At 62.9% G+C, this 23029-nt stretch carries 21 protein-coding genes and 1 tRNA gene; 10 read left to right on the forward strand and 12 right to left on the reverse strand.

The features are described 5' to 3' along the window. The first annotated feature begins 74 nt into the window (after window positions 1-74). The gene (locus LGQ10_RS09685) at window positions 75-893 is read left to right on the forward strand and encodes a pyruvate, water dikinase regulatory protein (RefSeq protein ID WP_058433302.1); all 819 of its coding nucleotides are present in this window, start codon (window positions 75-77) and stop codon (window positions 891-893) included. A gap of 53 nt (window positions 894-946) precedes the next feature. Here LGQ10_RS09685 and LGQ10_RS09690 read toward each other — a convergent pair whose 3' ends face one another. Then, window positions 947-2374 (reverse strand): PLP-dependent aminotransferase family protein, encoded by a 1428-nt coding sequence (locus LGQ10_RS09690; protein ID WP_058433303.1) that lies wholly within the window; start codon window positions 2372-2374, stop codon window positions 947-949. Window positions 2375-2466: 92 nt separating this feature from the next. On the opposite strand from LGQ10_RS09690, the gene LGQ10_RS09695 reads away from it, so the two are divergent. Next, window positions 2467-3402: a DMT family transporter gene (locus LGQ10_RS09695; RefSeq protein ID WP_226525422.1), complete on the forward strand. Its 936-nt coding sequence runs from the start codon at window positions 2467-2469 to the stop codon at window positions 3400-3402. 50 nt (window positions 3403-3452) lie between these two features. Then, the gene (locus LGQ10_RS09700) at window positions 3453-4106 is read left to right on the forward strand and encodes a serine O-acetyltransferase (RefSeq protein ID WP_058433305.1); all 654 of its coding nucleotides are present in this window, start codon (window positions 3453-3455) and stop codon (window positions 4104-4106) included. Window positions 4107-4178: 72 nt separating this feature from the next. Here LGQ10_RS09700 and prpD read toward each other — a convergent pair whose 3' ends face one another. The 6 genes from prpD to LGQ10_RS09730 all read right to left on the reverse strand — a co-directional run bounded on the left by prpD (window position 4179) and on the right by LGQ10_RS09730 (window position 12916). Continuing rightward, window positions 4179-5663 (reverse strand): 2-methylcitrate dehydratase, encoded by a 1485-nt coding sequence (gene prpD, locus LGQ10_RS09705; RefSeq protein ID WP_226525423.1) that lies wholly within the window; start codon window positions 5661-5663, stop codon window positions 4179-4181. Window positions 5664-5962: 299 nt separating this feature from the next. After that, window positions 5963-7153, reverse strand: a complete 1191-nt coding sequence (gene prpF / locus LGQ10_RS09710; protein ID WP_226525424.1) for a 2-methylaconitate cis-trans isomerase PrpF — start codon at window positions 7151-7153, stop codon at window positions 5963-5965. 61 nt (window positions 7154-7214) lie between these two features. Continuing rightward, the gene (gene acnD / locus LGQ10_RS09715; RefSeq protein ID WP_226525425.1) at window positions 7215-9809 is read right to left on the reverse strand and encodes a Fe/S-dependent 2-methylisocitrate dehydratase AcnD; all 2595 of its coding nucleotides are present in this window, start codon (window positions 9807-9809) and stop codon (window positions 7215-7217) included. 192 nt (window positions 9810-10001) lie between these two features. After that, a complete protein-coding gene (prpC, locus tag LGQ10_RS09720) occupies window positions 10002-11129 on the reverse strand; it encodes a 2-methylcitrate synthase (protein WP_058436117.1) in 1128 nt (375 codons plus the stop codon). Between the two features lie 174 nt (window positions 11130-11303). Then, entirely contained in the window at window positions 11304-12197 is an 894-nt protein-coding gene (gene prpB / locus LGQ10_RS09725; protein WP_058436118.1) for a methylisocitrate lyase, read from the reverse strand. Then, window positions 12194-12916 carry a GntR family transcriptional regulator gene (locus LGQ10_RS09730; RefSeq protein ID WP_226525426.1) on the reverse strand — a complete coding sequence of 241 codons (723 nt, stop codon included), beginning with the start codon at window positions 12914-12916 and terminating at the stop codon, window positions 12194-12196. Before LGQ10_RS09730 ends, prpB begins: the two co-directional genes overlap by 4 nt. A 267-nt stretch (window positions 12917-13183) precedes the next feature. On the opposite strand from LGQ10_RS09730, the gene LGQ10_RS09735 reads away from it, so the two are divergent. From LGQ10_RS09735 to pabB, 4 genes are all read left to right on the forward strand, one after another. After that, window positions 13184-13720 carry an ATP-dependent zinc protease gene (locus tag LGQ10_RS09735; protein WP_058436120.1) on the forward strand — a complete coding sequence of 179 codons (537 nt, stop codon included), beginning with the start codon at window positions 13184-13186 and terminating at the stop codon, window positions 13718-13720. A 5-nt stretch (window positions 13721-13725) separates the two neighbouring features. Then, entirely contained in the window at window positions 13726-15258 is a 1533-nt protein-coding gene (locus tag LGQ10_RS09740; RefSeq protein ID WP_226525427.1) for an inactive transglutaminase family protein, read from the forward strand. Next, window positions 15258-16244 carry an alpha-L-glutamate ligase-like protein gene (locus tag LGQ10_RS09745; protein ID WP_226525428.1) on the forward strand — a complete coding sequence of 329 codons (987 nt, stop codon included), beginning with the start codon at window positions 15258-15260 and terminating at the stop codon, window positions 16242-16244. Before LGQ10_RS09740 ends, LGQ10_RS09745 begins: the two co-directional genes overlap by 1 nt. 173 nt (window positions 16245-16417) lie before the next feature. Then, on the forward strand, window positions 16418-17761 hold the full coding sequence (pabB, locus tag LGQ10_RS09750) for an aminodeoxychorismate synthase component I (RefSeq protein ID WP_226525429.1): 1344 nt from the start codon (window positions 16418-16420) through the stop codon (window positions 17759-17761). Between the two features lie 171 nt (window positions 17762-17932). Here the strand turns inward: pabB and thrH are convergent, their stop codons facing one another. Beyond that, on the reverse strand, window positions 17933-18550 hold the full coding sequence (gene thrH / locus LGQ10_RS09755; protein ID WP_226525430.1) for a bifunctional phosphoserine phosphatase/homoserine phosphotransferase ThrH: 618 nt from the start codon (window positions 18548-18550) through the stop codon (window positions 17933-17935). 175 nt (window positions 18551-18725) lie between these two features. On the opposite strand from thrH, the gene LGQ10_RS09760 reads away from it, so the two are divergent. Next, a complete protein-coding gene (locus LGQ10_RS09760; protein WP_058435858.1) occupies window positions 18726-19460 on the forward strand; it encodes a phosphoadenylyl-sulfate reductase in 735 nt (244 codons plus the stop codon). 135 nt (window positions 19461-19595) lie between these two features. Here LGQ10_RS09760 and LGQ10_RS09765 read toward each other — a convergent pair whose 3' ends face one another. The 3 genes from LGQ10_RS09765 to LGQ10_RS09775 form a co-directional block, all read right to left on the reverse strand. Continuing rightward, window positions 19596-20291 carry an HAD-IA family hydrolase gene (locus tag LGQ10_RS09765; protein ID WP_058435859.1) on the reverse strand — a complete coding sequence of 232 codons (696 nt, stop codon included), beginning with the start codon at window positions 20289-20291 and terminating at the stop codon, window positions 19596-19598. 149 nt (window positions 20292-20440) lie between these two features. Next, entirely contained in the window at window positions 20441-20602 is a 162-nt protein-coding gene (locus tag LGQ10_RS09770) for a hypothetical protein (RefSeq protein WP_226525431.1), read from the reverse strand. 108 nt (window positions 20603-20710) lie between these two features. Further along, window positions 20711-21076 carry a glycine zipper domain-containing protein gene (locus LGQ10_RS09775; protein ID WP_226525432.1) on the reverse strand — a complete coding sequence of 122 codons (366 nt, stop codon included), beginning with the start codon at window positions 21074-21076 and terminating at the stop codon, window positions 20711-20713. A 911-nt stretch (window positions 21077-21987) separates the two neighbouring features. Between LGQ10_RS09775 and LGQ10_RS09780 the strand changes: the two genes are divergently transcribed. Further along, on the forward strand, window positions 21988-22302 hold the full coding sequence (locus LGQ10_RS09780) for a hypothetical protein (RefSeq protein ID WP_226525433.1): 315 nt from the start codon (window positions 21988-21990) through the stop codon (window positions 22300-22302). Continuing rightward, window positions 22299-22706, forward strand: coding sequence for a hypothetical protein (locus LGQ10_RS09785; RefSeq protein WP_226525434.1), 408 nt, complete (start codon window positions 22299-22301; stop codon window positions 22704-22706). The genes LGQ10_RS09780 and LGQ10_RS09785 overlap by 4 nt, the downstream gene beginning before the upstream one ends. A 109-nt stretch (window positions 22707-22815) precedes the next feature. On the opposite strand, the gene LGQ10_RS09790 is transcribed toward LGQ10_RS09785, so the two are convergent. Next, a tRNA-Ser gene (locus tag LGQ10_RS09790) sits at window positions 22816-22905 on the reverse strand. Between the last annotated feature and the right edge of the window lie 124 nt (window positions 22906-23029).

Below are 23029 nucleotides of genomic sequence, written 5' to 3' on the forward strand. Positions count from 1 at the left end.
GCTGGCCATTCCCGGCCGACAAATCGTGCCTATCATATCCAAGAATCGTCACTAGCTTAAGGCCCAAGCCGCAAATGAAACGATCTGCCTTCTTCATCTCCGACGGTACCGGTATCACAGCGGAAACCCTCGGCCAGAGCCTTCTGGCGCAGTTCGAGAACATTATGTTCAGCAAATTCACGCGGCCGTACATCGACAGCATGGAAAAAGCGCGGGCCATGGTACAGCAAATCAATATAGCCGCCGAAAAAGACGGCCATCGACCGATCATTTTCGACACCATCGTCAATCAGGACATCCGTGAGATCCTCGCGACATCCAATGGTTTCATGATCGACATCTTCTCCACCTTCCTCGCGCCCCTGGAACAGGAGCTGAGTGAGCACTCCTCCTACTCCGTCGGCAAGTCCCACTCCATTGGCCACAACTCCAACTACATGGAGCGAATCGAGGCGGTGAACTTCGCCCTGGACAACGATGATGGCGCCCGCACCCACTACTACGACAAGGCCGACCTGATCCTGGTGGGCGTGTCGCGTTGCGGCAAGACCCCCACCTGCCTGTACATGGCCATGCAGTTCGGCATCCGCGCGGCCAACTATCCGCTCACCGAAGAGGACATGGAACGCCTGCAACTGCCCAACGCGCTGCGGGCCCACAAGCACAAGCTGTTCGGCCTGACCATCGACCCCGACCGCCTGACCGCGATCCGCAATGAGCGCAAGCCCAACAGCCGCTATTCCAGCTTCGCCCAGTGCGAATTCGAAGTGCGGGAAGTGGAGAATCTCCTGCGTCGCGAGAACATTCCCCACCTGAACTCCACTCACTTCTCTGTCGAGGAAATCTCGGCCAAGATCCTCGTGGAGAAAGGTGTCGAACGCCGCTTCAAGTAAGCCGGCTTGCCCCACCACGCCTGGCGAGGGAACCCAAAACCCTCGCCGCCGTCCTACAAGCGCAACAAGCCACGCCCCTGGCCCAGGGCCGCTGCCAGTACTTCAAAGCCTTCGCACAACCGCCGATCATCGGTGGCGGTATTGCAGACGGTGGCCCGGACGAACTGCGGCACTGCGGCCTGCCCCACGGCAAAGGCTTCAGCGGTGGCCACCAGATAGTGCTGGCGCTGTAGTTCGGCCTCGATCTCCGAAGCCCGCCAGGGCTCCGGCACTTCGATCCAGAAATGCGGGCTGCCTTCATGACTGCGGTACTGCAAGCCCTGCAGCAGCGGCTCCACCAGCGCCTTGCGCCGACTGATCTCGTTGATCTGCTGCTGTCGCAGATAGTCGGCAGTGCCACTCTCGATCCAGTCGCTCACCAGCTCCAGTGCCAGCGGCGTAGCCATCCAGCAGGTCGCACGCAAGGCAGCCGACAGGCGACTGACCAGCGCCAGAGGCGCATGCAGGTAACCTACCCGCATCCCCGAGGCCAGCACCTTGCTCAAACTGGCGATCAGCACCGTACGCTCCGGGGCGTAGCAACTCAGTGGCCGCGGGCAATGGCTCTGCACCAGCACGGCATGGGCATCATCTTCAAGAATCAGCAGGTTGTACTGCCGGCAGACCTGGGCAATGGCTTCGCGTCTAGCTGGCGAAAGCACCGCCGTCGTGGGGTTCTGGATGGTCGGGGTGCAGTACAGGGCTGATACCCGATGAGTCCGGCAGACCTCCTCGAGCGCCGACGGCAATAACCCCTCCTCATCCATTTCCAGCCCTATCAGCCTGATCCCGAGCATGCGGGCAACCGTGATGAGCCCTGGATAGGTCAAGTGCTCGGTCACCACCGTGTCGCCCGCCCGCACCAGCGCCATCAGGGCACACAACAGGCCGTGCTGGGCACCATTGACGCAGAGCACCTGGTCAGGATGCGGAACGAAGTCGCCCTGCTTGAGCCAGCTTGCCCCTGTTTCCCGGTGCCGGGGCAATCCCGCGTCCGGCGTGTACCGGGAAATGTCCTGCAGTGCCCCGGGCCGCCTGGCCAAGGCTTCGAGACTCTGGGCCAGAAAGGCGGTTTCCTGCCCCGGGATATGCAGGTTGCGGCTCATGTCGAAAAACTGCCGCGGCTCCTCGCTGAAGTTGCGAAAACCTTCGTCACGCTTGCGCTCCAAGCCTCGCTCACGCACGAAAGTGCCATCGCCCACTCGCGCCACGACCAGCCCCAATCGCTCCAGCTCGGCATAAGCGCGACTGACAGTACCTACGGTCACCCCCAGTTTGTCGGCCAGTAACCGGTGCGGTGGCAATTTACTCCCTGGTTCGATCTGGCCGCCAAGAATGCCTTTTTCCATGGCCTGCGCGAGGCGCTTGTACTTGACGCCCTGACCGCTGAGCAAGCCCTCACGCATCATTGACACCATGTCAATATATATTTTGACAGCCATCATTGTTCTCAATAGGGTGCATTTTCAAGTCAATTACCGGATGAAGCCTTTCAATATAGAGGTCAATTCCGTCACTGGGAAGAAATGTCACCATGACCGCATCCGCGCTTCTCGACCCCGCGAAAAAGAGCCACAAGCAGTGGCTGCCAGGCCTGATCACCAGCGCCATGTTCCTGATCGTCTGCCTGAGCTGGGGCACCACCTGGCTGGGCATCAAGATCGCCGTCGAAAGCGTGCCGCCCTTGACGTCGGCGGGCCTGCGCTTCCTGATCGCCTTTCCGTTGTTCATCGGTTTTGCTCTGCTACGCCGCGAGCCGCTCCTGTTTCCACGGCAAAGTCGCTGGTTCTTCGTCTTCGTGACCCTGACCTACTTCAGCGTGCCCTACTACCTGCTCAATTACGCGGAGATGCACGTGTCCTCCGGCCTGACGGCCCTGCTGTTCAGCTGCATGCCGGTGTTCATCCTGATTTTTTCCGCGCTGTTGCTGCGGGAAAGAATCTACCCCTCGCACCTCATCGGGATCGGTATTGGCTTCGCCAGCCTCTACATGATCATTCGCAGCCAGGGCCTGCACATGGATCACGCCGAGCTGCTGGGTGTCGCCGCCATTCTCTGCGCAGCGGTCATGCACGCCTTGTGTTATGTCATCACCAAGCAACACGGCAGTGCCATCAGCGTCATCACCTACAACACCCTGCCCATCGGAATTGCCGGCATGCTGCTACTGCTTGCCGGTATCGGCCTCGAATCCCCGACATTCAGCCAGATCACACCCCGCTCATGGGGCGCCCTGCTCTACCTGGGCCTGGTGGCCTCGGTCGGCGGCTTCATCCTGTACTTCATGCTGCTCAAGCGCCTGAGCCCAGTGATCCTGTCCTTTGTCTTCATCATCTTCCCTGTCTTCGCCGTGATCATCGGGGCCTGGTACGAAGGCCAGGTGCTTTCCAGGGACCTGCTCATCTACTCGACCCTCCTGCTCTGCGGTTTCGCGATCACCAAACTGCCGCCTGCCTCCAACCGGGGTTGAGACGCTGGGCTGCACCCCCTTCAAAACTCGTCTATCGAGGCTGGATCGACATGCAAGGACTGCACGAAGAACTGTTCACCCAAATCACCAACGCACTGATCGTTGCCGATCTGCTGACCCTCGAAGCCCACTTGCCCGGGCTGATCGACGCTGCCCTCCAGGAGATAGCCGAAGACCTTGCCGCGTTCGCCAAGCGCGATCCAGCCGCACAGGGCCGCCTGGACTTGATCATGCAGAATCGAACGTCCTTCAAGGCGGTCATGCTCTACCGACTGGCGCATCGGATCTGGCACTTGCCACCCTGTGAAGGCCACGACTACCGGCTGGTCGCGGAGCGGCTCAGCCTCCAGGGCAGGCTGATCAGCGGCGCCTACATTCACCCTGCCGCTCGCATAGGACGTCGCTTCGTGCTCGACCATGGCTACGGCATCGCCATAGGCCCGACCTGCGGGATCGGCAACGATTGCTACATCAGCTGCGCCGTCACTCTCGGCACGCCGCAGATGAGCGACGACCTGTGCCTCCCCCCTGACCAGTGCCGCCCACAACTGGGCAACAACGTTGAAGTAGGCGCAGGCGCCAAGCTGACCGGCTACGTGAAAATAGACGACAACGTGATCATCGGCCCGGCATGCGCCATCACGCACACCCTGCCTGGCGACGCCTGGGTGCAAGTCGTCAACTGGACCGGTTCATCCAGTTGAACGACTTCCCACCACAGTCGCGATCGATCAATACCGCCGCCGCTCATGCCCGAGACAGCCGACGGCCTCGACTCAGATCACCCACAACTCGACAAACCGATGCACCGGCGTGGCCGACAGCCGTGCCGAGTCCTTGCACAAGTCGAAGATCTGCGCCGAGCGCTGGGCCGTGAAACGCGTGGCCAGGTTGGCCTTGAACTTGGCTTCCAGCAGGGGGATGCCCTCGGCCCGCCGGCGACGGTGACCAATGGGATACTCGACCGCCACCTGCTCGGTGCAGCTGCCATCGGTGAAGAACACCTGCACCGCGTTGGCGATCGAGCGCTTGTCGGCCTCCAGGTACTCGCGGGTGTAGCGCGGGTCCTCGACGACCTCCATCTTGTCGCGCAACTGGTCGATGATCGGATGGGCCGCGTGGAAGTCATCCTCGTAGTGCTCGGCCACCAGGGCACCGAATGCCAGGGGCACGGCCGTCATGTATTGCAGGCAATGATCGCGGTCGGCGGCGTTGGCCAGCGGGCCGACCTTGGAAATGATGCGGATCGCCGACTCATGGGTGGTGATGACGATCCGCTCGATCTGCTGCAACCGATCGCGCACCTGGGGATGCAGGGCCACCGCGGCCTCGCAGGCGGTTTGCGCATGGAACTCGGCCGGGAAGCTGATCTTGAACAGGATGTTCTCCATCACATAGCTGGCGTAGGCCTGCGGCAGGCTGAAGCGCCGCTGGCCCTCGGGCTTGAGCGCCAGGTCCTTGTTGGTGTGGCTGAACAGCACATCGTAGAACCCCCACTGCGGCGCACTGAGCACCCCAGGGATGCCCATCTCGCCCCGCAGGGCCATGTCCGCCAGGCGCACCCCACGACTGGACGCATCCCCCGCGGCCCAGGATTTGCGCGAGCCGGCGTTGGGTGCATGGCGATACGTGCGCAGGGCCTGGCCATCGACAAAGGCGTGGGACAGCGCGGCCAGCAGCTGTTCGCGGTTGGCCCCCATCAGCCGAGCGCACACCGCAGTGGAGGCGACCTTGACCAGCAGCACATGATCGAGCCCGACGCGGTTGAAGGAGTTTTCCAGGGCGAAGATACCCTGGATTTCATGAGCCATGACCATCGCCTGCAGTACATCGCCCATGCTCAGCGGCACCTCGCCGTCGGCCACGCGCTTCTGCGAAAGGTGATCGGCCACGGCGAGGATCCCGCCGAGGTTGTCCGATGGATGCCCCCATTCCGCTGCCAGCCAGGTGTCGTTGTAATCGAGCCAGCGCACGATGCAGCCGATGTCCCAGGCGGCCTTCACCGGGTCCAGGCAAAAGCGGGTACCCGGCACGCGCGCACCATGGGGCACCACGGTGCCTTCGACGATCGGCCCCAGGTGCTTGGTGCATTCGGGAAAACGCAAGGCCAGCAGGCCGCAGCCGAGGGTGTCCATCAGGCAGTTGCGCGCTGTATCGAGGGCTTCCTGGGAGTCGACGCGGTACTCCAGGACATAATCGGCGATGTCCTGCAAAACCAGGTCATAGTCGGGACGGTTGTTCAGATCAACGTTGGCGCTCATGGATCATGTACTCCAGTGACAGGGTTGTAGGTAGGTCGATTCCTCAGGTTGCAGGTTCAGGTCAATAACGGCATCGCAGGTCTGCGCCTGCTCAGCGACTCAATTACCACTAGCGGTTGTGGCGAGGGAGCTTGCTCACGCCGGGTGGCGTGGCCGCCCAAAAGGCGGCCCATGGGTTGCAGCGGATCAATCGCGGGCTCGGGGCTTGCGACCGCTACGCGCCGGAACGCCGGCTGGCCGAGCGGGAGCAAGCTCCCTCGCCACAGCAAGCCACACCGCCACAGCAAGCGCTTCTCTTCCTAGAAACTGTCGCCGGGCACTCGCACCCAGCCTTCCATCAGCACCCGCGCGCTGCGACTCATGATGGCCTTGACCACGGTCCAGTCGCCGTCGCTCAGGGTCGCCTCGGCGCCGACACGCAAGGTGCCCGAAGGATGGCCGAAGCGCACCGCGCTGCGCTCGCCACCACCGGCCGCGAGATTGACCAGGGTGCCCGGGATCGCCGCCGCCGTGCCGATGGCCACCGCTGCCGTGCCCATCATGGCGTGGTGCAACTTGCCCATGGACATGGCACGCACCAGCAGGTCGACATCCCCGGCCTTGACCGCCTTGCCACTGGAGGCCTGGTAATCCGCAGGTGCAGCGACAAAGGCGACTTTCGGCGTGTGCTGGCGCTGCGCGGCCTCGTCCAGGTGCTGGATCAGGCCCATGCGCAGGGCGCCGTGGGCGCGGATGGTCTCGAACATCGCGAGGGCCTTGGGGTCACCGTTGATGACGCCCTGCAACTCGGTCCCGCGATAACCGATGTCCGCCGCATTGACGAAGATGGTGGGGATCCCGGCATTGATCAGGGTCGCCTTGAGGGTGCCGACACCCGGCACTTCCAGGTCGTCCACCAGGTTGCCGGTCGGGAACATCGAACCGCCGGCCCCCTCTTCCTCGGCTGCCGGATCGAGGAACTCCAGCTGCACTTCGGCCGCCGGAAAAGTCACCCCGTCCAGCTCGAAATCACCGGTCTCCTGGACCGCGCCGTCGGTGATCGGCACGTGGGCGATGATGGTCTTGCCGATGTTCGCCTGCCAGATACGCACCACGGCCATGCCGTTGCGAGGAATGCGCCCGGGGTCCACCAGGCCGCTGCTGATGGCGAACGAACCCACGGCCGCCGACAGGTTGCCGCAGTTGCCGCTCCAGTCGACGAAGGCCTTGTCGATGGCCACCTGGCCAAACAGGTAGTCGACGTCGTGGTCGGCCTTGATGCTCCGGGACAGGATCACCGTCTTGCTGGTGCTGGAGGTCGCGCCGCCCATGCCGTCGATCTGCTTGTCATAGGGATCGGGGCTGCCGATCACCCGCAGCAGCAAGGCGTCACGGGCTGCACCCGGCAGCTGGGCCGCCTCGGGCAAGTCCTGCAGGTTGAAGAACACACCCTTGCTGGTGCCGCCCCGCATGTAGGTGGCGGGAATCTTGATTTGCGCTACGAATGCCATGAATTTCAGGTCCTGATAAAGACCGGGGGCGGTGCCTTGCGGCCCGCCCCCGGTGCGTCGCTTAAACGGCTACAGCCGATTCCAGGAAGTCCTGGGCGAAGCGTTGCAGCACGCCGCCCGCCTCATAGATCAACACCTCTTCGGCGGTGTCGAGGCGGCAGGTCACCGGCACCTCGAGCCGCTCGCCATTGCGGCGGTTGATCACCAGGGTCAGTTGCGCCCGAGGCGTACGCGCGCCGATCACGTCGTAGGTTTCGGTGCCGTCCAGGCCCAGGGTCTTGCGGTCGGTGCCCGCCAGGAACTCCAGCGGCAGCACGCCCATGCCCACCAGGTTGGTGCGATGGATGCGCTCGAAGCCTTCGGCGACGATGGCTTCCACGCCCGCCAGACGTACGCCCTTGGCCGCCCAGTCGCGGGACGAGCCCTGGCCGTAGTCGGCACCGGCGACGATGATCAGTGGCTGCTTGCGCTCCATGTAGGTTTCGATGGCTTCCCACATCCGCGTCACTTTGCCTTCCGGCTCGATCCGCGCCAGGGAACCCTGCTTGACCTTGCCGTCTTCCTGGACCATTTCGTTGAACAGTTTCGGGTTGGCGAAGGTCGCGCGCTGAGCGGTCAGGTGGTCGCCACGGTGGGTCGCGTAGGAGTTGAAGTCCTCTTCCGGCAGGCCCATTTTCGCCAGGTACTCACCCGCCGCACTGCCCGCCATGATGGCGTTGGACGGCGACAGGTGATCGGTGGTGATGTTGTCCGGCAGCACCGCCAGCGGGCGCATTCCGGTGAGACTGCGCTCGCCGGCCAGGGCCCCTTCCCAGTAGGGAGGGCGACGGATGTAGGTGCTCTGCGGGCGCCACTCGTACAGCGGCTCGACTTTCGGACCGGTGTCTTCGTGGATGGCGAACATCGGGATGTAGACCTTGCGGAACTGCTCTGGCTTGACCGCCGCCTTGACCACCGCGTCGATTTCTTCATCGCTCGGCCAGATGTCCTTGAGGCGGATTTCGGAGCCGTTGGCGTCCAGGCCCAGCACGTCCTTCTCGATATCGAAGCGGATGGTCCCGGCAATGGCGTAGGCCACCACCAGCGGCGGCGAAGCCAGGAACGCCTGCTTGGCGTAAGGGTGGATACGCCCGTCGAAGTTGCGGTTGCCCGAGAGCACGGCGGTGGCGTACAGGTCGCGGTCGATGATTTCCTTCTGGATCACCGGGTCCAGGGCGCCGGACATGCCGTTGCACGTGGTGCAGGCAAAGGCCACCACGCCAAAGCCCAGTTGCTCCAACTCATGCCCCAGGCCGGCCTCTTCCAGGTACATGGCCACGGTTTTCGAACCCGGGGCCAGGGACGACTTGACCCATGGCTTGCGGGTCAGGCCCAGCTTGTTGGCATTGCGCGCCAGCAGGCCGGCGGCGATCACGTTGCGCGGGTTGCTGGTGTTGGTGCAGCTGGTGATGGCGGCGATGATCACCGCGCCGTCAGGCATCTGCCCCGGGGTTTCGGACCACTGTCCGGCGATGCCCTTGGCCGCCAGGTCGCGGGTGGCGACCCGGGCGTGGGGATTGCTCGGGCCGGCCATGTTGCGCACCACCGAGGACAGGTCGAACTGCAAGCCGCGCTCGTAGTGGGCGTTCTTCAGGCTGTCGGCCCACAGGCCGGTGTGCTTGGCGTAGTTCTCCACCAGCCGCACTTGCTCGTCTTCACGGCCGGTGAGCCTCAAGTAGTCGATGGTCTGCTGGTCGATGTAGAACATCGCCGCCGTGGCGCCGTATTCCGGGGCCATGTTGGAGATGGTCGCGCGGTCGCCCAGGGTCAGCGCCGCCGCACCTTCGCCGAAGAACTCCAGCCAGGCACCCACCACCTTCTGCTTGCGCAGGAACTCGGTCAGCGCCAGCACCATGTCGGTGGCGGTGATGCCCGGTTGCAGCTTGCCGGTGAGTTCGACGCCGACGATTTCCGGCAGGCGCATCCACGAGGCGCGACCGAGCATCACGCTCTCGGCTTCCAGGCCACCAACACCAATGGCGATGACCCCCAGCGCATCCACGTGCGGAGTGTGGCTGTCGGTGCCGACGCAGGTATCAGGGAAGGCCACACCGTCGCGCACCTGAATCACCGGGGACATTTTCTCCAGGTTGATCTGGTGCATGATGCCGTTGCCCGGCGGGATCACATCGACGTTCTTGAAGGCCTTCTTGGTCCAGTTGATGAAGTGGAACCGGTCCTCGTTGCGCCGGTCTTCGATGGCGCGGTTCTTGTCGAAGGCGTCCGGGTCGAAACCGCCGCATTCCACGGCCAGGGAGTGGTCGACGATCAACTGGGTCGGTACCACCGGGTTGACCAGCGCCGGGTCGCCGCCCTGGTCGGCAATCGCATCGCGCAGGCCGGCCAGGTCCACCAGGGCGGTCTGGCCAAGAATGTCGTGGCACACCACGCGGGCCGGGTACCAGGGGAAGTCCAGGTCGTCACGACGCTCGATCAACTGGTTCAGCGACGCGTCGAGGGTCGCCGGATCGCAGCGACGCACGAGGTTTTCCGCCAGCACCCGCGAGGTGTACGGCAGGCTGTCGTAGGCGCCCGGCTTGAGGGCATCGACGGCCTCACGGACATCGTAATAATCCAGTCGGGTACCCGGTAACGGTTTACGGAATTCAGTGTTCATCGTCAGAACTCGGTCACGGTGATTACAAGAGGTGGGGCCAGTACTGAAACCGCTCCCCCTGCAGCAGCAAAGCTTGCTCGCGATAGCGGTGTGACGGTCGACATCGGGTGTTGAATGTCACTCCGTCTTCGCGGGCAAGCCTCGCTCCTACAAGGCTCTGGGGTTATCCAGCAACGGGCGTTCAGCCACCATTCAGCGACGCTCGATTGGCACGAACTTGCGCTGTTCAACGCCGGTGTACTCGGCGCTTGGACGGATGATGCGGTTGTTGGCGCGCTGTTCGAACACGTGGGCGGCCCAGCCAGTCAGGCGCGAGCAGACGAAGATCGGGGTGAACAGCTTGGTCGGGATGCCCATGAAGTGATACGCCGAGGCGTGGTAGAAGTCGGCGTTGGGGAACAGCTTCTTCTGTTCCCACATGGTCTTGTCGATGGCTTCGGAGACCGGGAACAGCACCTTGTCGCCCACCTGGTCGGCCAGTTGCCTGGACCAGCCCTTGATCACCTCGTTGCGCGGGTCGGACTCTTTGTAGATCGCATGGCCAAACCCCATGATCTTGTCCTTGCGCTCGAGCATCCTGAGCAACTCGGCCGTGGCTTCTTCCGGCCCCTGGAAGCGCTCGATCAGCTCCATCGCCGCCTCGTTGGCCCCGCCGTGCAGCGGGCCGCGCAGCGAGCCGATGGCCGCGGTGATGCACGAGTACAGGTCCGACAGGGTCGAGGCGCATACACGAGCGGTGAAGGTCGAGGCGTTGAATTCATGCTCGGCGTAGAGGATCAGCGAGACGTTCATCACCTTGACGTGCAAGTCGCTGGGTTTCTTGCCATGCAGCAGGTGCAGGAAGTGACCACCAATGGACGGCTCGTCGCTGACGCATTTGATGCGCACACCGTCATGGCTGAAGCGGTACCAGTAGCACATGATCGCCGGGAACGCCGCCAGCAGGCGGTCGGTGGTGTCCTGCTGCTGGGAGAAATCCTTCTCCGGCTCGATATTGCCCAGGAACGAGCAACCGGTGCGCATCACATCCATGGGGTGGGCCTGGGCAGGAATACGCTCCAGCACTTCCTTCAGGGCCTGGGGCAGGTCGCGCAGCTTGCCCAGCTTGGCGATGTAGGCCGCCAACTGTTCCTGAGTCGGCAGCTCGCCGTACAGCAGCAGGTAGGCGACTTCCTCGAACTGGGCATCGGCGGCCAGCTCTCGCACGTCATAACCGCGGTAGGTCAGACCGGCACCAGCCTGGCCCACGGTGGACAACGCGGTTTGCCCGGCCACCTGGCCACGCAGACCTGCGCCACTCAATACTTTTGCTTCGGCCATTGCTCTCTCCAATCTTGAATTTGTTAGGGACTTGGCAACTTCACGGGTCGGGGCTCCCCCGACAGTGCAGGAACGAGTTTGCTCGCGATCCGGGCCCGCGCACCCCAGCGTGCCAGGGACTGCGCGTTAGCGTTGACGGCCATCGTGAGCAAGCTCGCTCCCACAGGGATTGATTCAGCCTTTCTTCTGCGCGAACAGCGCGTCGAGCTTCTGCTCGAAGCTGTGGTAGTCGATGCGATCGTAGAGCTCCATGCGGGTCTGCATGGTATCGATCACGTTCTGCTGGGTGCCGTCGCGGCGGATGGCGGTGTAGACGTTTTCCGCGGCCTTGTTCATGGCACGGAACGCCGACAGCGGGTACAGCACCAGGGAAACATCCACGGATTTCAATTGTTCGGTGGTGTACAGCGGGGTTGCGCCGAATTCGGTGATGTTGGCCAGGATCGGTGCCTTCACCCGATCGGCGAAGATCTTGTACATCTCAAGCTCGGTGATGGCTTCGGGGAAGACCATGTCGGCACCGGCCTCGATGCAGGCCGCAGCACGTTCCAGGGCCGACTCCAGGCCTTCCACGGCCAGGGCGTCGGTGCGCGCCATGATCACGAAGCTGTCGTCGGTGCGGGCATCCACCGCGGCCTTGATGCGATCGACCATTTCCTGCTGGGACACGATTTCCTTGTTCGGACGGTGACCGCAGCGCTTGGCGCCGACCTGGTCTTCGATGTGGATTGCCGCGGCGCCGAACTTGATCATCGACTTGACGGTGCGCGCCACGTTGAACGCCGAGGAGCCGAAGCCGGTATCCACGTCCACCAGCAGGGGCAGGTCGCAGACGTCGGTGATGCGGCGCACGTCAGTGAGGACGTCGTCCAGGCCGGTGATGCCCAGGTCAGGCAGGCCGAGGGAGCCGGCAGCGACCCCGCCACCGGACAGATAAATGGCCTTGAAACCGGCGCGCTTGGCCAGCAGGGCATGGTTGGCGTTGATCGCGCCGACGACTTGCAGTGGCTGTTCGCTGGCGACCGCATCGCGGAAACGCTGGCCTGGAGTGCTCTTGTTGGAACTCATGACTCACCTCGTGGAGTGGCTGTCGGTTGGGCGCTGTCCTGGTAGTGACGCGCGATATTGCGTTTCGAGGCGCCGATATGGCGACGCATCAGTAGCTCGGCCAGTTCGCCGTCGCGATCGGCAATGGCATCGAGAATCCGGTGGTGCTCGGCAAAGGCCTGGTGCGGCCGATTGGGCGTGGCGGAAAACTGGATGCGGTACATGCGCACCAGTTGATACAGCTCGCCGCAGAGCATTTGCGTGAGGGTGCGATTGCCCGCGCCCTGGATGATCCGGTAGTGGAAGTCGAAATCCCCTTCCTGCTGGTAGTAGCCGACACCGGCCTGGAACGCCGCGTCGCGTTCGTGGGTCTCGAGCACCCGGCGCAGGTCGTCGATCTCGGCCACGCTCATGCGCTCGGCCGCCAGGCGGCAGGCCATGCCCTCCAGCGACTCGCGGATCTCATAGAGTTCGATCAGCTCCGCGTGGCTCAAGGACACCACCCGGGCGCCGACATGGGGCACGCGTACCAGCAGGCGCTGGCCTTCCAGGCGATGGATGGCCTCGCGCAGCGGGCCACGACTGATGCCATAGGTGCGGGCCAGCTCGGGCTCGGAGATCTTGCTGCCGGGGGCGATCTCGCCCTTGACGATGGCGGCCTGGATACGCCGGAAGACGTTTTCGGACAGGGTCTCGGAGTCGTCTTGCGTCGGCGTCGGGCGGTCCAGTTGATCCAGCATATTGTCGACACCTTTGAAATCAATGAGGCAAAAATTAGCCAATAGCCCCAACACAGTCAAAGGAAAAATTGAGATTGTCGACAATCGTCTAATAACCCACGGCACTCAAGCGAGACAAAAGGCCCACCCCCGGCGCTGGCGCCATGAAACCAGCATGCTAGAATGCCGCCCGCATTGACCTGCCATCTGCCCATGGCATGCACACGAGGGAGCTTGCGCAGCAATGCCGGTCGCCTTGAACTGAAGAACCCATGCCCATCAGGATCTATGACTCTCAAGGCCCTTCTCCCACTGCTCTGCCTGCTTGTCCTGCCCGGTACCGGCATCGCCGCCGGCAAGACTGTCTATGGCTTGAATGAATATGCACAACTCTCGGGCATCGACCTGGAAGTTGCCGCCAAGCTCGACACCGGCGCCAAGACCGCTTCGCTGAGTGCCCGGGACATCAAGCGTTTCAAGCGCAACGGCGAATCCTGGGTGCGCTTCTACCTGGCCATCGACACCGCCCACTCCCATCCCATCGAGCGCCCCCTGGCCCGGGTCAGCAAGATCAAGCGCCGTGCCGGCGACTATGACCCCGATGAGGACAAGAACTACACGGCTCGCCCGGTAATTGCCCTGGATATCTGCATGGGCAGCGCCTTGCGCAGCATCGAAGTGAACTTGACCGACCGCAGCGCATTCCAATACCCGCTCCTGATCGGCTCCGAAGCCCTCAAGCGTTTCGATGCGCTGGTCGATCCCAGTCTTAAATACGCTGCTGGCAAACCCGCCTGCGCCACCGACGCTCATACCGCAGAGTAATTCCAATGCGCTCTCTTACCCTTCATCTGAAAGTCCTGATCGCCATCCTGGTGGTGCTGGGCATTTCGATCACGGCCTACCAGATCTTCGTGCTCGGCATTCCAGTGACCGAGGACGCTACCGATGACCTGTGGAACATCGATGCCAAGGTCGAGTTCGTCGCCAACGGCAAGGACCCGATCAAGATCCAGATGTTCGTGCCGCCCCTGAGCCGCGACTACGTGAGCCTCAACGAGAGCTTCATTTCCAACAACTATGGCGTGGCGGTCAACCGGGTGGACGGCAACCGCAAGGTCACCTGGTCGGCACGCCGGGCCAAGGGCAACCAGACCCTGTACTACCGCCTGGTACTGACCCAGCGCTACAGCGCCGAGAAAGCCAAGGTCAAGGGCCCGACCTTCCGCGACAGCATGGCCGTGGAAGGACCGGAAAAGATTGCCGCCGATGCCCTGCTGGCACCAATCCGCCAGCATTCGGCGGACGTCGAGACGTTCATCAGCGAAGCCATCAAGCGGGTCAACAACACCAACGACGACAATGCCAAGCTGTTGCTGGCTGGCGACGCTTCCAGCGCCAACAAGGCCAAGATCGTCGAGCTGCTGCTGTCCATTGCCCACGTACCGGCCGAGAAGGTCCACACCATTCGCCTGGTGGCCGACCAGCCGCAGACCCCGGAACTGTGGCTGCGCAGCTTCAACGGCACCGACTGGCTGTACTTCAATCCCGAGACCGGTGAGCAGGGCCTGCCCAGCGACCGCCTGCTGTGGTGGACCGGCGACGACAACCTGATCACCGTCGATGGCGGCAAGAAGGCCAACGTCACCTTCAGCATGAACAACAGCGAGATGAACGCCATCCGCCTGGCCAAGCTGACCGACGAGAATACCGACGCCAACTTCCTCGAATACTCGCTGTACGGCCTGCCGCTGCAGACCCAGCAGACCTTCATGATCATGGTGATGATCCCCATCGGCGTGCTGGTGATCCTGGTGCTGCGCAACCTGATCGGCCTGCAGACCCTGGGCACCTTCACCCCGGTGCTGATCGCCCTGGCATTTCGCGAGACCCAGCTGGGCTTCGGCATCGCGCTGTTCACGGTGATCACTGCCCTGGGCCTGTCGCTGCGCTCCTATCTGGAACACCTCAAGCTGCAGATGCTGCCGCGCCTGTCGGTGGTGCTGACCTTCGTCGTGGTACTGATCGCCGCCATCAGCCTGTTCAGCCACAAGCTGGGCCTGGAACGCGGATTGTCGGTGGCCCTGTTCCCGATGGTGATCCTGACCATGACCATCGAACGCCTGTCCATCACCTGGGAAGAACGCGGCGGCGGCCATGCGATGAAAGTCGCCATCGGCACCCTGTTCGCCGCCTCCCTGGCGCACCTGATCATGAGCGTGCCGGAGCTGGTGTACTTCGTCTTCACCTTCCCGGCGATGCTGCTGATCCTGGTGGGCTTCATGCTGGCGATGGGTCGCTACCGCGGCTACCGCTTGACGGAGCTGGTGCGCTTCAAGGCCTTCGTCAAGGCGGATTCCTGATGTTCGGCCTGTGGAAGACCTGGAAGGCCCTGGAAGCCCGCGGGATCATGGGCATCAACCGGCGTAACGCCGACTACGTGCTCAAGTACAACAAGCGCAGCCTGTACCCCATCGTCGATGACAAGATCATCACCAAGGAACGGGCGATCAAGGCCGGTATCCATGTACCGGAACTGTACGGGGTGATCTCCACCGAGAAGGAAATCGACAAGCTCGACGAGATCATCGGTGGGCGCAACGATTTCGTCATCAAGCCGGCCCAGGGCGCCGGTGGCGATGGCATCCTGGTGATCGCCGATCGCTTCGAGGGTCGCTACCGCACCGTGTCCGGGAAGATCATCAGCCACGAGGAAATCGAACATCAGATTTCCAGCATCCTCACCGGCCTGTACTCCCTGGGCGGCCACCGCGACCGCGCGCTGATCGAGTACCGGGTGACCCCGGACCAGATCTTCAAGAGCATCAGCTACGAGGGTGTGCCAGACATCCGCATCATCGTGCTCATGGGTTACCCGGTGATGGCCATGCTGCGCCTGCCGACCCGCCAGTCCGGCGGCAAGGCCAACCTGCACCAGGGCGCCATCGGCGTCGGTGTCGACCTGGCCACCGGCCTGACCCTGCGTGGCACCTGGCTGAACAACATCATTACCAAGCACCCCGACACCACCAATGCGGTGGACGGCGTGCAGCTGCCCTACTGGGACGGCTTCATGAAGCTGGCAGCCGGCTGCTACGAGCTCTGCGGCCTGGGCTACATCGGCGTGGACATGGTGCTGGACCAGGACAAGGGACCGCTGATCCTCGAGCTCAACGCGCGGCCGGGGCTGAACATCCAGATCGCCAACGATTGCGGCCTGACCCTGCGCACCCATGCCATCGAGGCTCACCTGGAAGAACTCAAGGCCCAGGGCATCGAGGAAAGCGTCGAGGAGCGGGTGCGTTTTGCCCAGCAGTTGTTCGGCCATATTCCTGCCGTGGAAGGCTGACCGTAGCGGCCGCAGGTTGCGCATCGAAGGTCCGGCGGACCATTTTGCACCTGCGGCAGCGACTGCCACGAACGGTACGTCGCAAACCGCACCATCCCCGACATCCCCACTAGGAGCAAATCCCCGGGGAGACTACAATCGCCAGCCGCGCTCCGATGGCTGATCTGCCCCGCATGTTGACCTGCTCCGTACACCCGCTGCCCTATCGCGCCAACCCCGTCGATTATTTCGCGGCAATCGAACACGCCCCCGGCGCCGTGCTGCTCGACAGCGGCCGCCCCAACGCCGAACGCGGTCGTTACGACCTGCTCAGCGCCTGGCCCCTGGCAGAACTGGCAGCGGCGACCGACGAAAGCGGCGGCGCATTCCTGCAACGCCTGCGGGACAACCTTGCGCAACTGGGCCCGGCGCAGATTCCCGCGCCCTACCAACTGCCTTTCGCCGGCGGCCTGATCGGCTACCTGAGCTATGACTTCGGCCGGCACCTGGAGCGCTTGCCCAGCCAGGCCGCGGACGACCTGCAACTGCCCGATGCGCGCCTGGGGCTGTATGCCTGGGCGCTGATCAACGACCACCAGGCCGGCACCAGCCAACTGGTGTTCCACCCCTCCCTGCCAGAGAGCGAACGCCAGCGCCTGGTGCAGCTGTTCAACCAGCCACTGCCAGTATCCACTGGCTCGTTCAAGCTGGCTGGGGCCATGCAGGCCGATCTGAGCGCCGAGGACTACCGCCAAGCGTTCCAGCGCATCCAGCACTACATCCAGGCGGGCGACTGCTACCAGGTGAACTTCGCCCAGCGCTTTCGCGGCCAGTACCAGGGCGATCCATGGGTCGCCTACCGCGCCCTGCGCAGGGCCTGCCCTACTCCGTTCTCCGGCTTCCAGCGCCTGCCCGACGGCGCAGCGGTGCTCAGCCTGTCACCGGAACGTTTCGTCCATATCAGCCAGGGCCAGGTGGAAACCCGGCCGATCAAGGGCACCCGCCCGCGGGGGCGGAACCCCGCTGAAGATGCAGCCAATGCCGCCGAACTGCTGGCCAGCCCCAAGGACCGAGCGGAAAACCTGATGATTGTCGACCTGCTGCGCAACGACCTCGGCCGCACCTGTCGTACCGGCTCGGTGAAGGTGCCGGAACTGTTCAGCCTGGAGAGCTACCCCAACGTCCATCACCTGGTGAGCAGCGTCACCGGTGAGCTGGCGGACGGCAAGGATGCCCTGGACCTGATCGCCGGCAGCTTCCCCGGTGGCTCGATCACCGGCGCGCCGAAGATCCGCTCGATGCAGATCATCGACGAGCTCGAACCCACGCGCCGGGCACTCTATTGCGGCTCATTGCTGTACCTGGACGTACGCGGGGAGATGGACAGCTCGATCGCCATCCGCAGCCTGCTGGCCAAGGACGGGCAGATCAGTTGCTGGGGCGGCGGCGGGATAGTCGCGGACTCGGATTGGCAAGCCGAATACCAGGAGTCGATCACCAAGGTGCGGGTGCTGCTGGAGACCTTGCAACAGCTCTAGCGAAAGAGGCGGCTACTCGATCTTGCGGCCGCTGCGCGCCCGTGCGCAACCTGCGGCAGCGGCTACACAAAGCATCTGTAGCCGCTGCTGAGCCTGCGAAGCTGCGACAAGGCCCGCAGGGCCTTCCCGCGATAGCGGCGGCGACTCGGCCTTGCAGCCGCGCTTGGCCGGTTACAGGTTCAGGCTGCGGTTGGAAGCCTTGAGGAACTCCTGCTTGAGCTCGGCAAAGCTGTGCACTGCCGGAAATTGCGGGAACTCGCGGATCACATTGTCCGGTGCATGGAACAGGATGCCGGCATCCGCCTCGCCCAGCATGGTGGTGTCGTTGTAGGAGTCGCCCGCGGCGATCACTCGGTAGTACAGGCTCTTGAAGGCCAGCACCGACTGGCGCTTGGGGTCCTTCTGGCGCAGTTGGTAGCCAGTGACGCGGCCACTGGCATCGGTGACCAGGCGGTGGCACAACAGGGTCGGGAAACCCAGCTGGCGCATCAGCGGCTGGGAGAACTCATAAAAGGTGTCGGAGAGGATCACCACCTGGAACCGCTCGCGCAGCCAGTTGACGAATTCCACCGCGCCGTCCAGCGGCTTGAGGGTGGCGATCACTTCCTGGATATCCGAAAGCTTCAAGCCGTGCTCATCGAGGATGCGCAGGCGCTGCTTCATCAGCACGTCGTAGTCGGGAATATCCCGGGTGGTGGCCTTGAGGGATTCAATCCCGGTTTTTTCGGCAAAGGCGATCCAGATTTCCGGGACCAGCACACCTTCCAGATCGAGACAGGCGATTTCCACAAGACACTCCCATTGGTTCTGATTATTGAAATTGAGCGAGCAAAAGGACTGCCGAACTCTAGCGACTCGCCCCCACGGGCGCAACGCAGACGAGCGCGCCAGGCCCCTGGGGATTTTGCTAAGATCGCCCCCCTATAGAGCGCACAGCGCCACCGACCTGTAGGAAACCGCCCTGATGACTCCATCGTTCGACGTCGCTGAACTCGCCGCGACCTATGCCAACAAATCCGCCCAGGACATTCTCAAGCTGGCGTTCGCCCACTTCGGCGACGACCTGTGGATCTCCTTCAGTGGCGCCGAGGACGTGGTGCTGGTGGACATGGCCTGGAAACTGAACAAGAACGTCAAGGTCTTCAGCCTCGACACCGGGCGCCTGCATCCGGAGACCTACCGCTTCATCGACCAGGTGCGCGAACACTACAAGATCGACATCGAGCTGATCTCGCCGGACCACAGCAAGCTCGAACCCTTCGTCAAGGAAAAGGGCCTGTTCAGCTTCTACAAGGATGGCCATGGCGAATGCTGCGGCATCCGCAAGATCGAGCCGCTGCGACGCAAGCTGTCCACCGTCAGCGCCTGGGCCACCGGCCAGCGCCGCGACCAGAGCCCGGGCACCCGCAGCCAGGTGGCGGCGCTGGAGATCGACAGCGCCTTCTCCACCCCGGAGCGCACGCTGTACAAGTTCAACCCGCTGGCACAGATGAGCAGCGAAGAGATCTGGGGCTACATCCGCATGCTCGAACTGCCGTACAACAGCCTGCACGAGCGCGGTTTCATCAGCATCGGCTGCGAGCCCTGCACCCGCCCGGTACTGCCCAACCAGCATGAACGCGAAGGCCGCTGGTGGTGGGAGGAGGCAACCCAGAAGGAATGCGGCCTGCACGCCGGCAACCTGATCAGCAAGGCCTGATCCTCCGGGACGGCCTGCATTGCAGTGGCCAGCCCGAGCCTCGAAGGCGGTTTCGATGCACACAAAAACGCCGGATCACCCTCGGGGCTGATCCGGCGTTGCTGTCTTGGGCGCTGCATACGCGTATCGCCCGCGTCAGCCCCACATCAGGTGTGGCAACCCGCAAGCAGCGGGCTGAAAGCCCTTCAACGAGCGCAAGATCGCATCGGCATGGGCGAACTTGCCATCGGCCATGGCTGGATCGGGTACCGCGATCGCGGTCATGCCGGCCGCCTTGGCCGCCGTCACGCCAAACGGTGAATCCTCGAACACCAGGCATTGCGCGGGGTCGACCCCCAGTCGCCGGGCCGCCGTCAGGAAGATGTCCGGTGCCGGCTTGGCCGCAGTGACCTCCGGGTCATCAGCGGTGACGATAGTGTCGAACAACGCGAACCAGTCCCCATGGCGGGTGGTTTTTTCCACAAAGGACATCTGCGAGGAACTGGTGCCCACGGCAATCGGAATCCGGTGCTCCTTGAGATGGCGCACCAGCTGTTGCGCCCCGGGCATCGCCTCGGCGCGGGGAAAGCGTTCGCGCATCAGCGGTTCGCGCATCACCAGGAACTCCTCGGCGCTGATGGGCAAGTCCAGGGCTTGCACGATATAGCGAGCGAGGTCGCCAGCGCCGCGGCCGATGATGTTCTGCTTGATGCTCCAGTCGTAGGTGCGGCCAAAACGCTCGGCGATCAGCTGGGTGATCTCGGTATAGATGCCCTCGGTATCCAGCAGCAGACCGTCCATGTCGAAAATGACCGCCTTGATCGGTCCAAAATCATTCAACTGTGCATTCATCGCATCTGATCCGTTAGCAAAAGTACATTCCAGGGAGCGGCTCAGGTACGGCCCGTTCATTCGCGCCCCTTTCGATGAAAGGGTTCAGCAGCATAGCGGCGGGCCTGTACCAGGGGCAACCGGGGCAGGTACAACGGGATGTGCGGGCTTCAGTCGGCCGGGGCGGGTGCGGCATCGCCTGCATCAGGTTCCTCTTGCAGGGGAACGCGTGCATCGTCCAGCAAGAAGCCGGGATCTTCGTTACCCGGGTCATTGATCACCTGGCCATCCTCGGCGCCAGGCGGGACACTGCCTTGGTTGTTGCGGGTCATGATCGCCTCCACGGTCGTCGGGGCCACCTGTCGAGTATGGCGAAGCCTCAAACAACGCGCACAAAAAACCCGGCACAGGGCCGGGCTCTCGGATCGCTAGTACGCGGATCAATGACGCTTCTTGTGACCCATGCTGCTGCCCAGGGCACCCCCTGCGGCACCACCGATACCGGCACCAACAGTAGCGCCAGTGCTGCCGCCCAAGTGGTTGCCGATCACCGAACCACCCGCCGAACCCAGGCCGCCGCCAATGGCTGCCTTGGCACGACTGCCCTTGCGCGCTCCGGCCGCACTGCCGGCCGCCCCCGCGACACCGGCACCGATGGCCGCCCCGGTGCTGCCACCGAGCCTCTGTCCCACCACGTTGCCCAGCGCGCCGCCAAGACCGCCACCAATGGCCGCCGTACCGTCACCCGCCATCGCCCCCTGGGCCAGCAGAAGTCCCACAACCAGGGCAGGTAGAGTTGAACGCATGAATTGAACCTCGAAAAAAGACTGTCGAACTGACATGTAAAACCCGGTGCCGCGCCCGCCGATACGACTCGACACAGCTGCGCCCGCTTGCTTCGCGGGGGTTGGACAGCTGATTCTAAAAGAGTTTTATCGTCGCGCAAAAAAAAGCCCGCTGGGGAACGGGCTAGGGTGTTGCGTTTAACGGATGGTTTGAGCCTACTCAGGCAGATGTGAAGAAAGCGTGAAAAATTTCACCGCCGGGCGACCCATTCGCTCAACACCCCTCTCCTCGCCCCCTGCCTGCGGGCCTGGCGGCGCAATAAAAAATCAGCAATATTTTTCTCGCATCCGTAGCCTGCCATTTCCTCCCCCCACAAAAAGCCCCGCGGGTGCGGGGCAGTCGTTACTCAAGATCGCTTGTTCCTGGGCAACACCTTCGGAAAGAACATCGTATTGCTGGCGACCGACGTCACAGCAGATCTTTTCCTGATGGCATTCGCAGAAGACCGAGCCTGCGCATCGAATGCCGCCTGCCCGCAACGTACCAGGTTGTTGATTGGGAACTCATCCCCGTTGTCTTCGATATAGGCAAGACCCCTCATCTCCCAGCTCCCTCCAACAACCGACCAGCACCGGCAAGCTCCTGATTGCCTGGAAAGTACTGATCGTCACGGCGCTTGAGACTAGACAGTCATTTAGCGACCTGCCGGCCAAAGCGCCCCAGACGCCGACGAGCGGCCAGCCAGTGGAAGAAAAACTGATCCAGGGCAAGTTTTCCCCTGGTGCTTAGCTGTCGTACGCCGCCAGCGCCCGTGCCAGACGCATGTCATGGGGGTGCAATGGCGATATCCGCTGCGGTATTTCTCTGTTTCAATGACGGCCTTCAAGCGACCTCCTGCACTCAAGACGCCCTGCCCCGGAAATATCACGGAATGATGACGATCGACGCCTTCAAGGCATACGGCACCAGAGCCGGCTCTCCCACGCAAATGCCACTGGACGAAATGACCCTACTGGCCACGCCCGGCACACTCAGGGCGCTGAGCGCGTTCCTGATGCAGGCAGCACAGCACATGGAGGAAGACGGCGTGGAGCATCTCCACCTGCAGGATGCCTGGGCCGGATTCGACCCTGAGCATCATGTGGACCTGATACTGGTGAACAGCAACCTGGTGACAGCCGCTGAGCCGCAGCCCGGAGCAACTGCTGGCTGCGACACCAACCCGCCAGATGGCCATCTCCCATGAACCAGCCAGCCCCATCGTTACCGGCATTGCAGCACAAAGCCGCAGATTGTCTGGATGCCTATTGCCAGGCGCAAGGCATCACCCATCCGTGCATCGATGAGCTGCTTGAGCACCTGCGATCCATGGCGCGTTATCCGAACCTCGCCTTGTGGGAGCAGGCCGGCGCCGGACTGGCCCTGAACGGCCGGGGTGACGACATGCCCGCGACACTGCGGGCAATGCTGACCCCCGAGCTGGCCGAGCGTTTTCACACACTGGTCTGCAACGTCGTGGAAGTCGGACTGGCGGATATGTACGGCCAAGACTCGACGCTGCCCCAGCACTTCCTCGCGCAGGTGGAGGCGATGCTGGAAAGGGCAAACGTTGAATTGCCCAAGCACAGGAACAACAGCAAACCCACCTGAGCGCACCAGCGCAGCCGAGAACGACCAAGCTCCCAGCGGGAGGATATTTCTACAGGCAACAAAAAACCCCTGGAAGCCATGAGCCTTCAGGGGTTTCTTGTATGGAATGTGGCGGTGAAGGAGAGATTCGAACTCTCGATACAGTTTCCTGTATACACACTTTCCAGGCGTGCTCCTTAAGCCACTCGGACACTTCACCGTTTCTCTTCAAACCGATTCAGTCTGTCGAGGCGCGCTAATGTAGTCGAAAGCTTTTCAGATGGCAAAGGTTTTTTTCAGAATTTTCATGCGCTTAAGCACTTTTCTGGTTTTCAGGGGCTGCG

Origin of the sequence: Pseudomonas sp. L5B5, from assembly GCF_020520285.1 — a bacterium.
Classification (GTDB): Bacteria; Pseudomonadota; Gammaproteobacteria; order Pseudomonadales; family Pseudomonadaceae; genus Aquipseudomonas.

Excerpts from the sequence above, each read along its gene's own strand:
- LGQ10_RS09690 (WP_058433303.1), bottom strand. The coding sequence starts at position 2,374 with ATGGCTGTCAAAATATATATTGACATGGTGTCAATGATGCGTGAGGGC.
- LGQ10_RS09685 (WP_058433302.1), top strand. The coding sequence starts at position 75 with ATGAAACGATCTGCCTTCTTCATCTCCGACGGTACCGGTATCACAGCG.
- LGQ10_RS09735 (WP_058436120.1), top strand. The coding sequence starts at position 13,184 with ATGACTCTCAAGGCCCTTCTCCCACTGCTCTGCCTGCTTGTCCTGCCC.
- LGQ10_RS09700 (WP_058433305.1), top strand. The coding sequence starts at position 3,453 with ATGCAAGGACTGCACGAAGAACTGTTCACCCAAATCACCAACGCACTG.
- LGQ10_RS09785 (WP_226525434.1), top strand. The coding sequence starts at position 22,299 with ATGAACCAGCCAGCCCCATCGTTACCGGCATTGCAGCACAAAGCCGCA.
- LGQ10_RS09730 (WP_226525426.1), bottom strand. The coding sequence starts at position 12,916 with ATGCTGGATCAACTGGACCGCCCGACGCCGACGCAAGACGACTCCGAG.
- prpD (WP_226525423.1), bottom strand. The coding sequence starts at position 5,663 with ATGAGCGCCAACGTTGATCTGAACAACCGTCCCGACTATGACCTGGTT.
- prpF (WP_226525424.1), bottom strand. The coding sequence starts at position 7,153 with ATGGCATTCGTAGCGCAAATCAAGATTCCCGCCACCTACATGCGGGGC.
- LGQ10_RS09770 (WP_226525431.1), bottom strand. The coding sequence starts at position 20,602 with ATGACCCGCAACAACCAAGGCAGTGTCCCGCCTGGCGCCGAGGATGGC.
- acnD (WP_226525425.1), bottom strand. The coding sequence starts at position 9,809 with ATGAACACTGAATTCCGTAAACCGTTACCGGGTACCCGACTGGATTAT.
- LGQ10_RS09760 (WP_058435858.1), top strand. The coding sequence starts at position 18,726 with ATGACTCCATCGTTCGACGTCGCTGAACTCGCCGCGACCTATGCCAAC.
- LGQ10_RS09740 (WP_226525427.1), top strand. The coding sequence starts at position 13,726 with ATGCGCTCTCTTACCCTTCATCTGAAAGTCCTGATCGCCATCCTGGTG.
- pabB (WP_226525429.1), top strand. The coding sequence starts at position 16,418 with ATGTTGACCTGCTCCGTACACCCGCTGCCCTATCGCGCCAACCCCGTC.
- LGQ10_RS09780 (WP_226525433.1), top strand. The coding sequence starts at position 21,988 with ATGATGACGATCGACGCCTTCAAGGCATACGGCACCAGAGCCGGCTCT.
- LGQ10_RS09775 (WP_226525432.1), bottom strand. The coding sequence starts at position 21,076 with ATGCGTTCAACTCTACCTGCCCTGGTTGTGGGACTTCTGCTGGCCCAG.
- LGQ10_RS09765 (WP_058435859.1), bottom strand. The coding sequence starts at position 20,291 with ATGAATGCACAGTTGAATGATTTTGGACCGATCAAGGCGGTCATTTTC.
- prpB (WP_058436118.1), bottom strand. The coding sequence starts at position 12,197 with ATGAGTTCCAACAAGAGCACTCCAGGCCAGCGTTTCCGCGATGCGGTC.
- prpC (WP_058436117.1), bottom strand. The coding sequence starts at position 11,129 with ATGGCCGAAGCAAAAGTATTGAGTGGCGCAGGTCTGCGTGGCCAGGTG.
- LGQ10_RS09745 (WP_226525428.1), top strand. The coding sequence starts at position 15,258 with ATGTTCGGCCTGTGGAAGACCTGGAAGGCCCTGGAAGCCCGCGGGATC.
- LGQ10_RS09695 (WP_226525422.1), top strand. The coding sequence starts at position 2,467 with ATGACCGCATCCGCGCTTCTCGACCCCGCGAAAAAGAGCCACAAGCAG.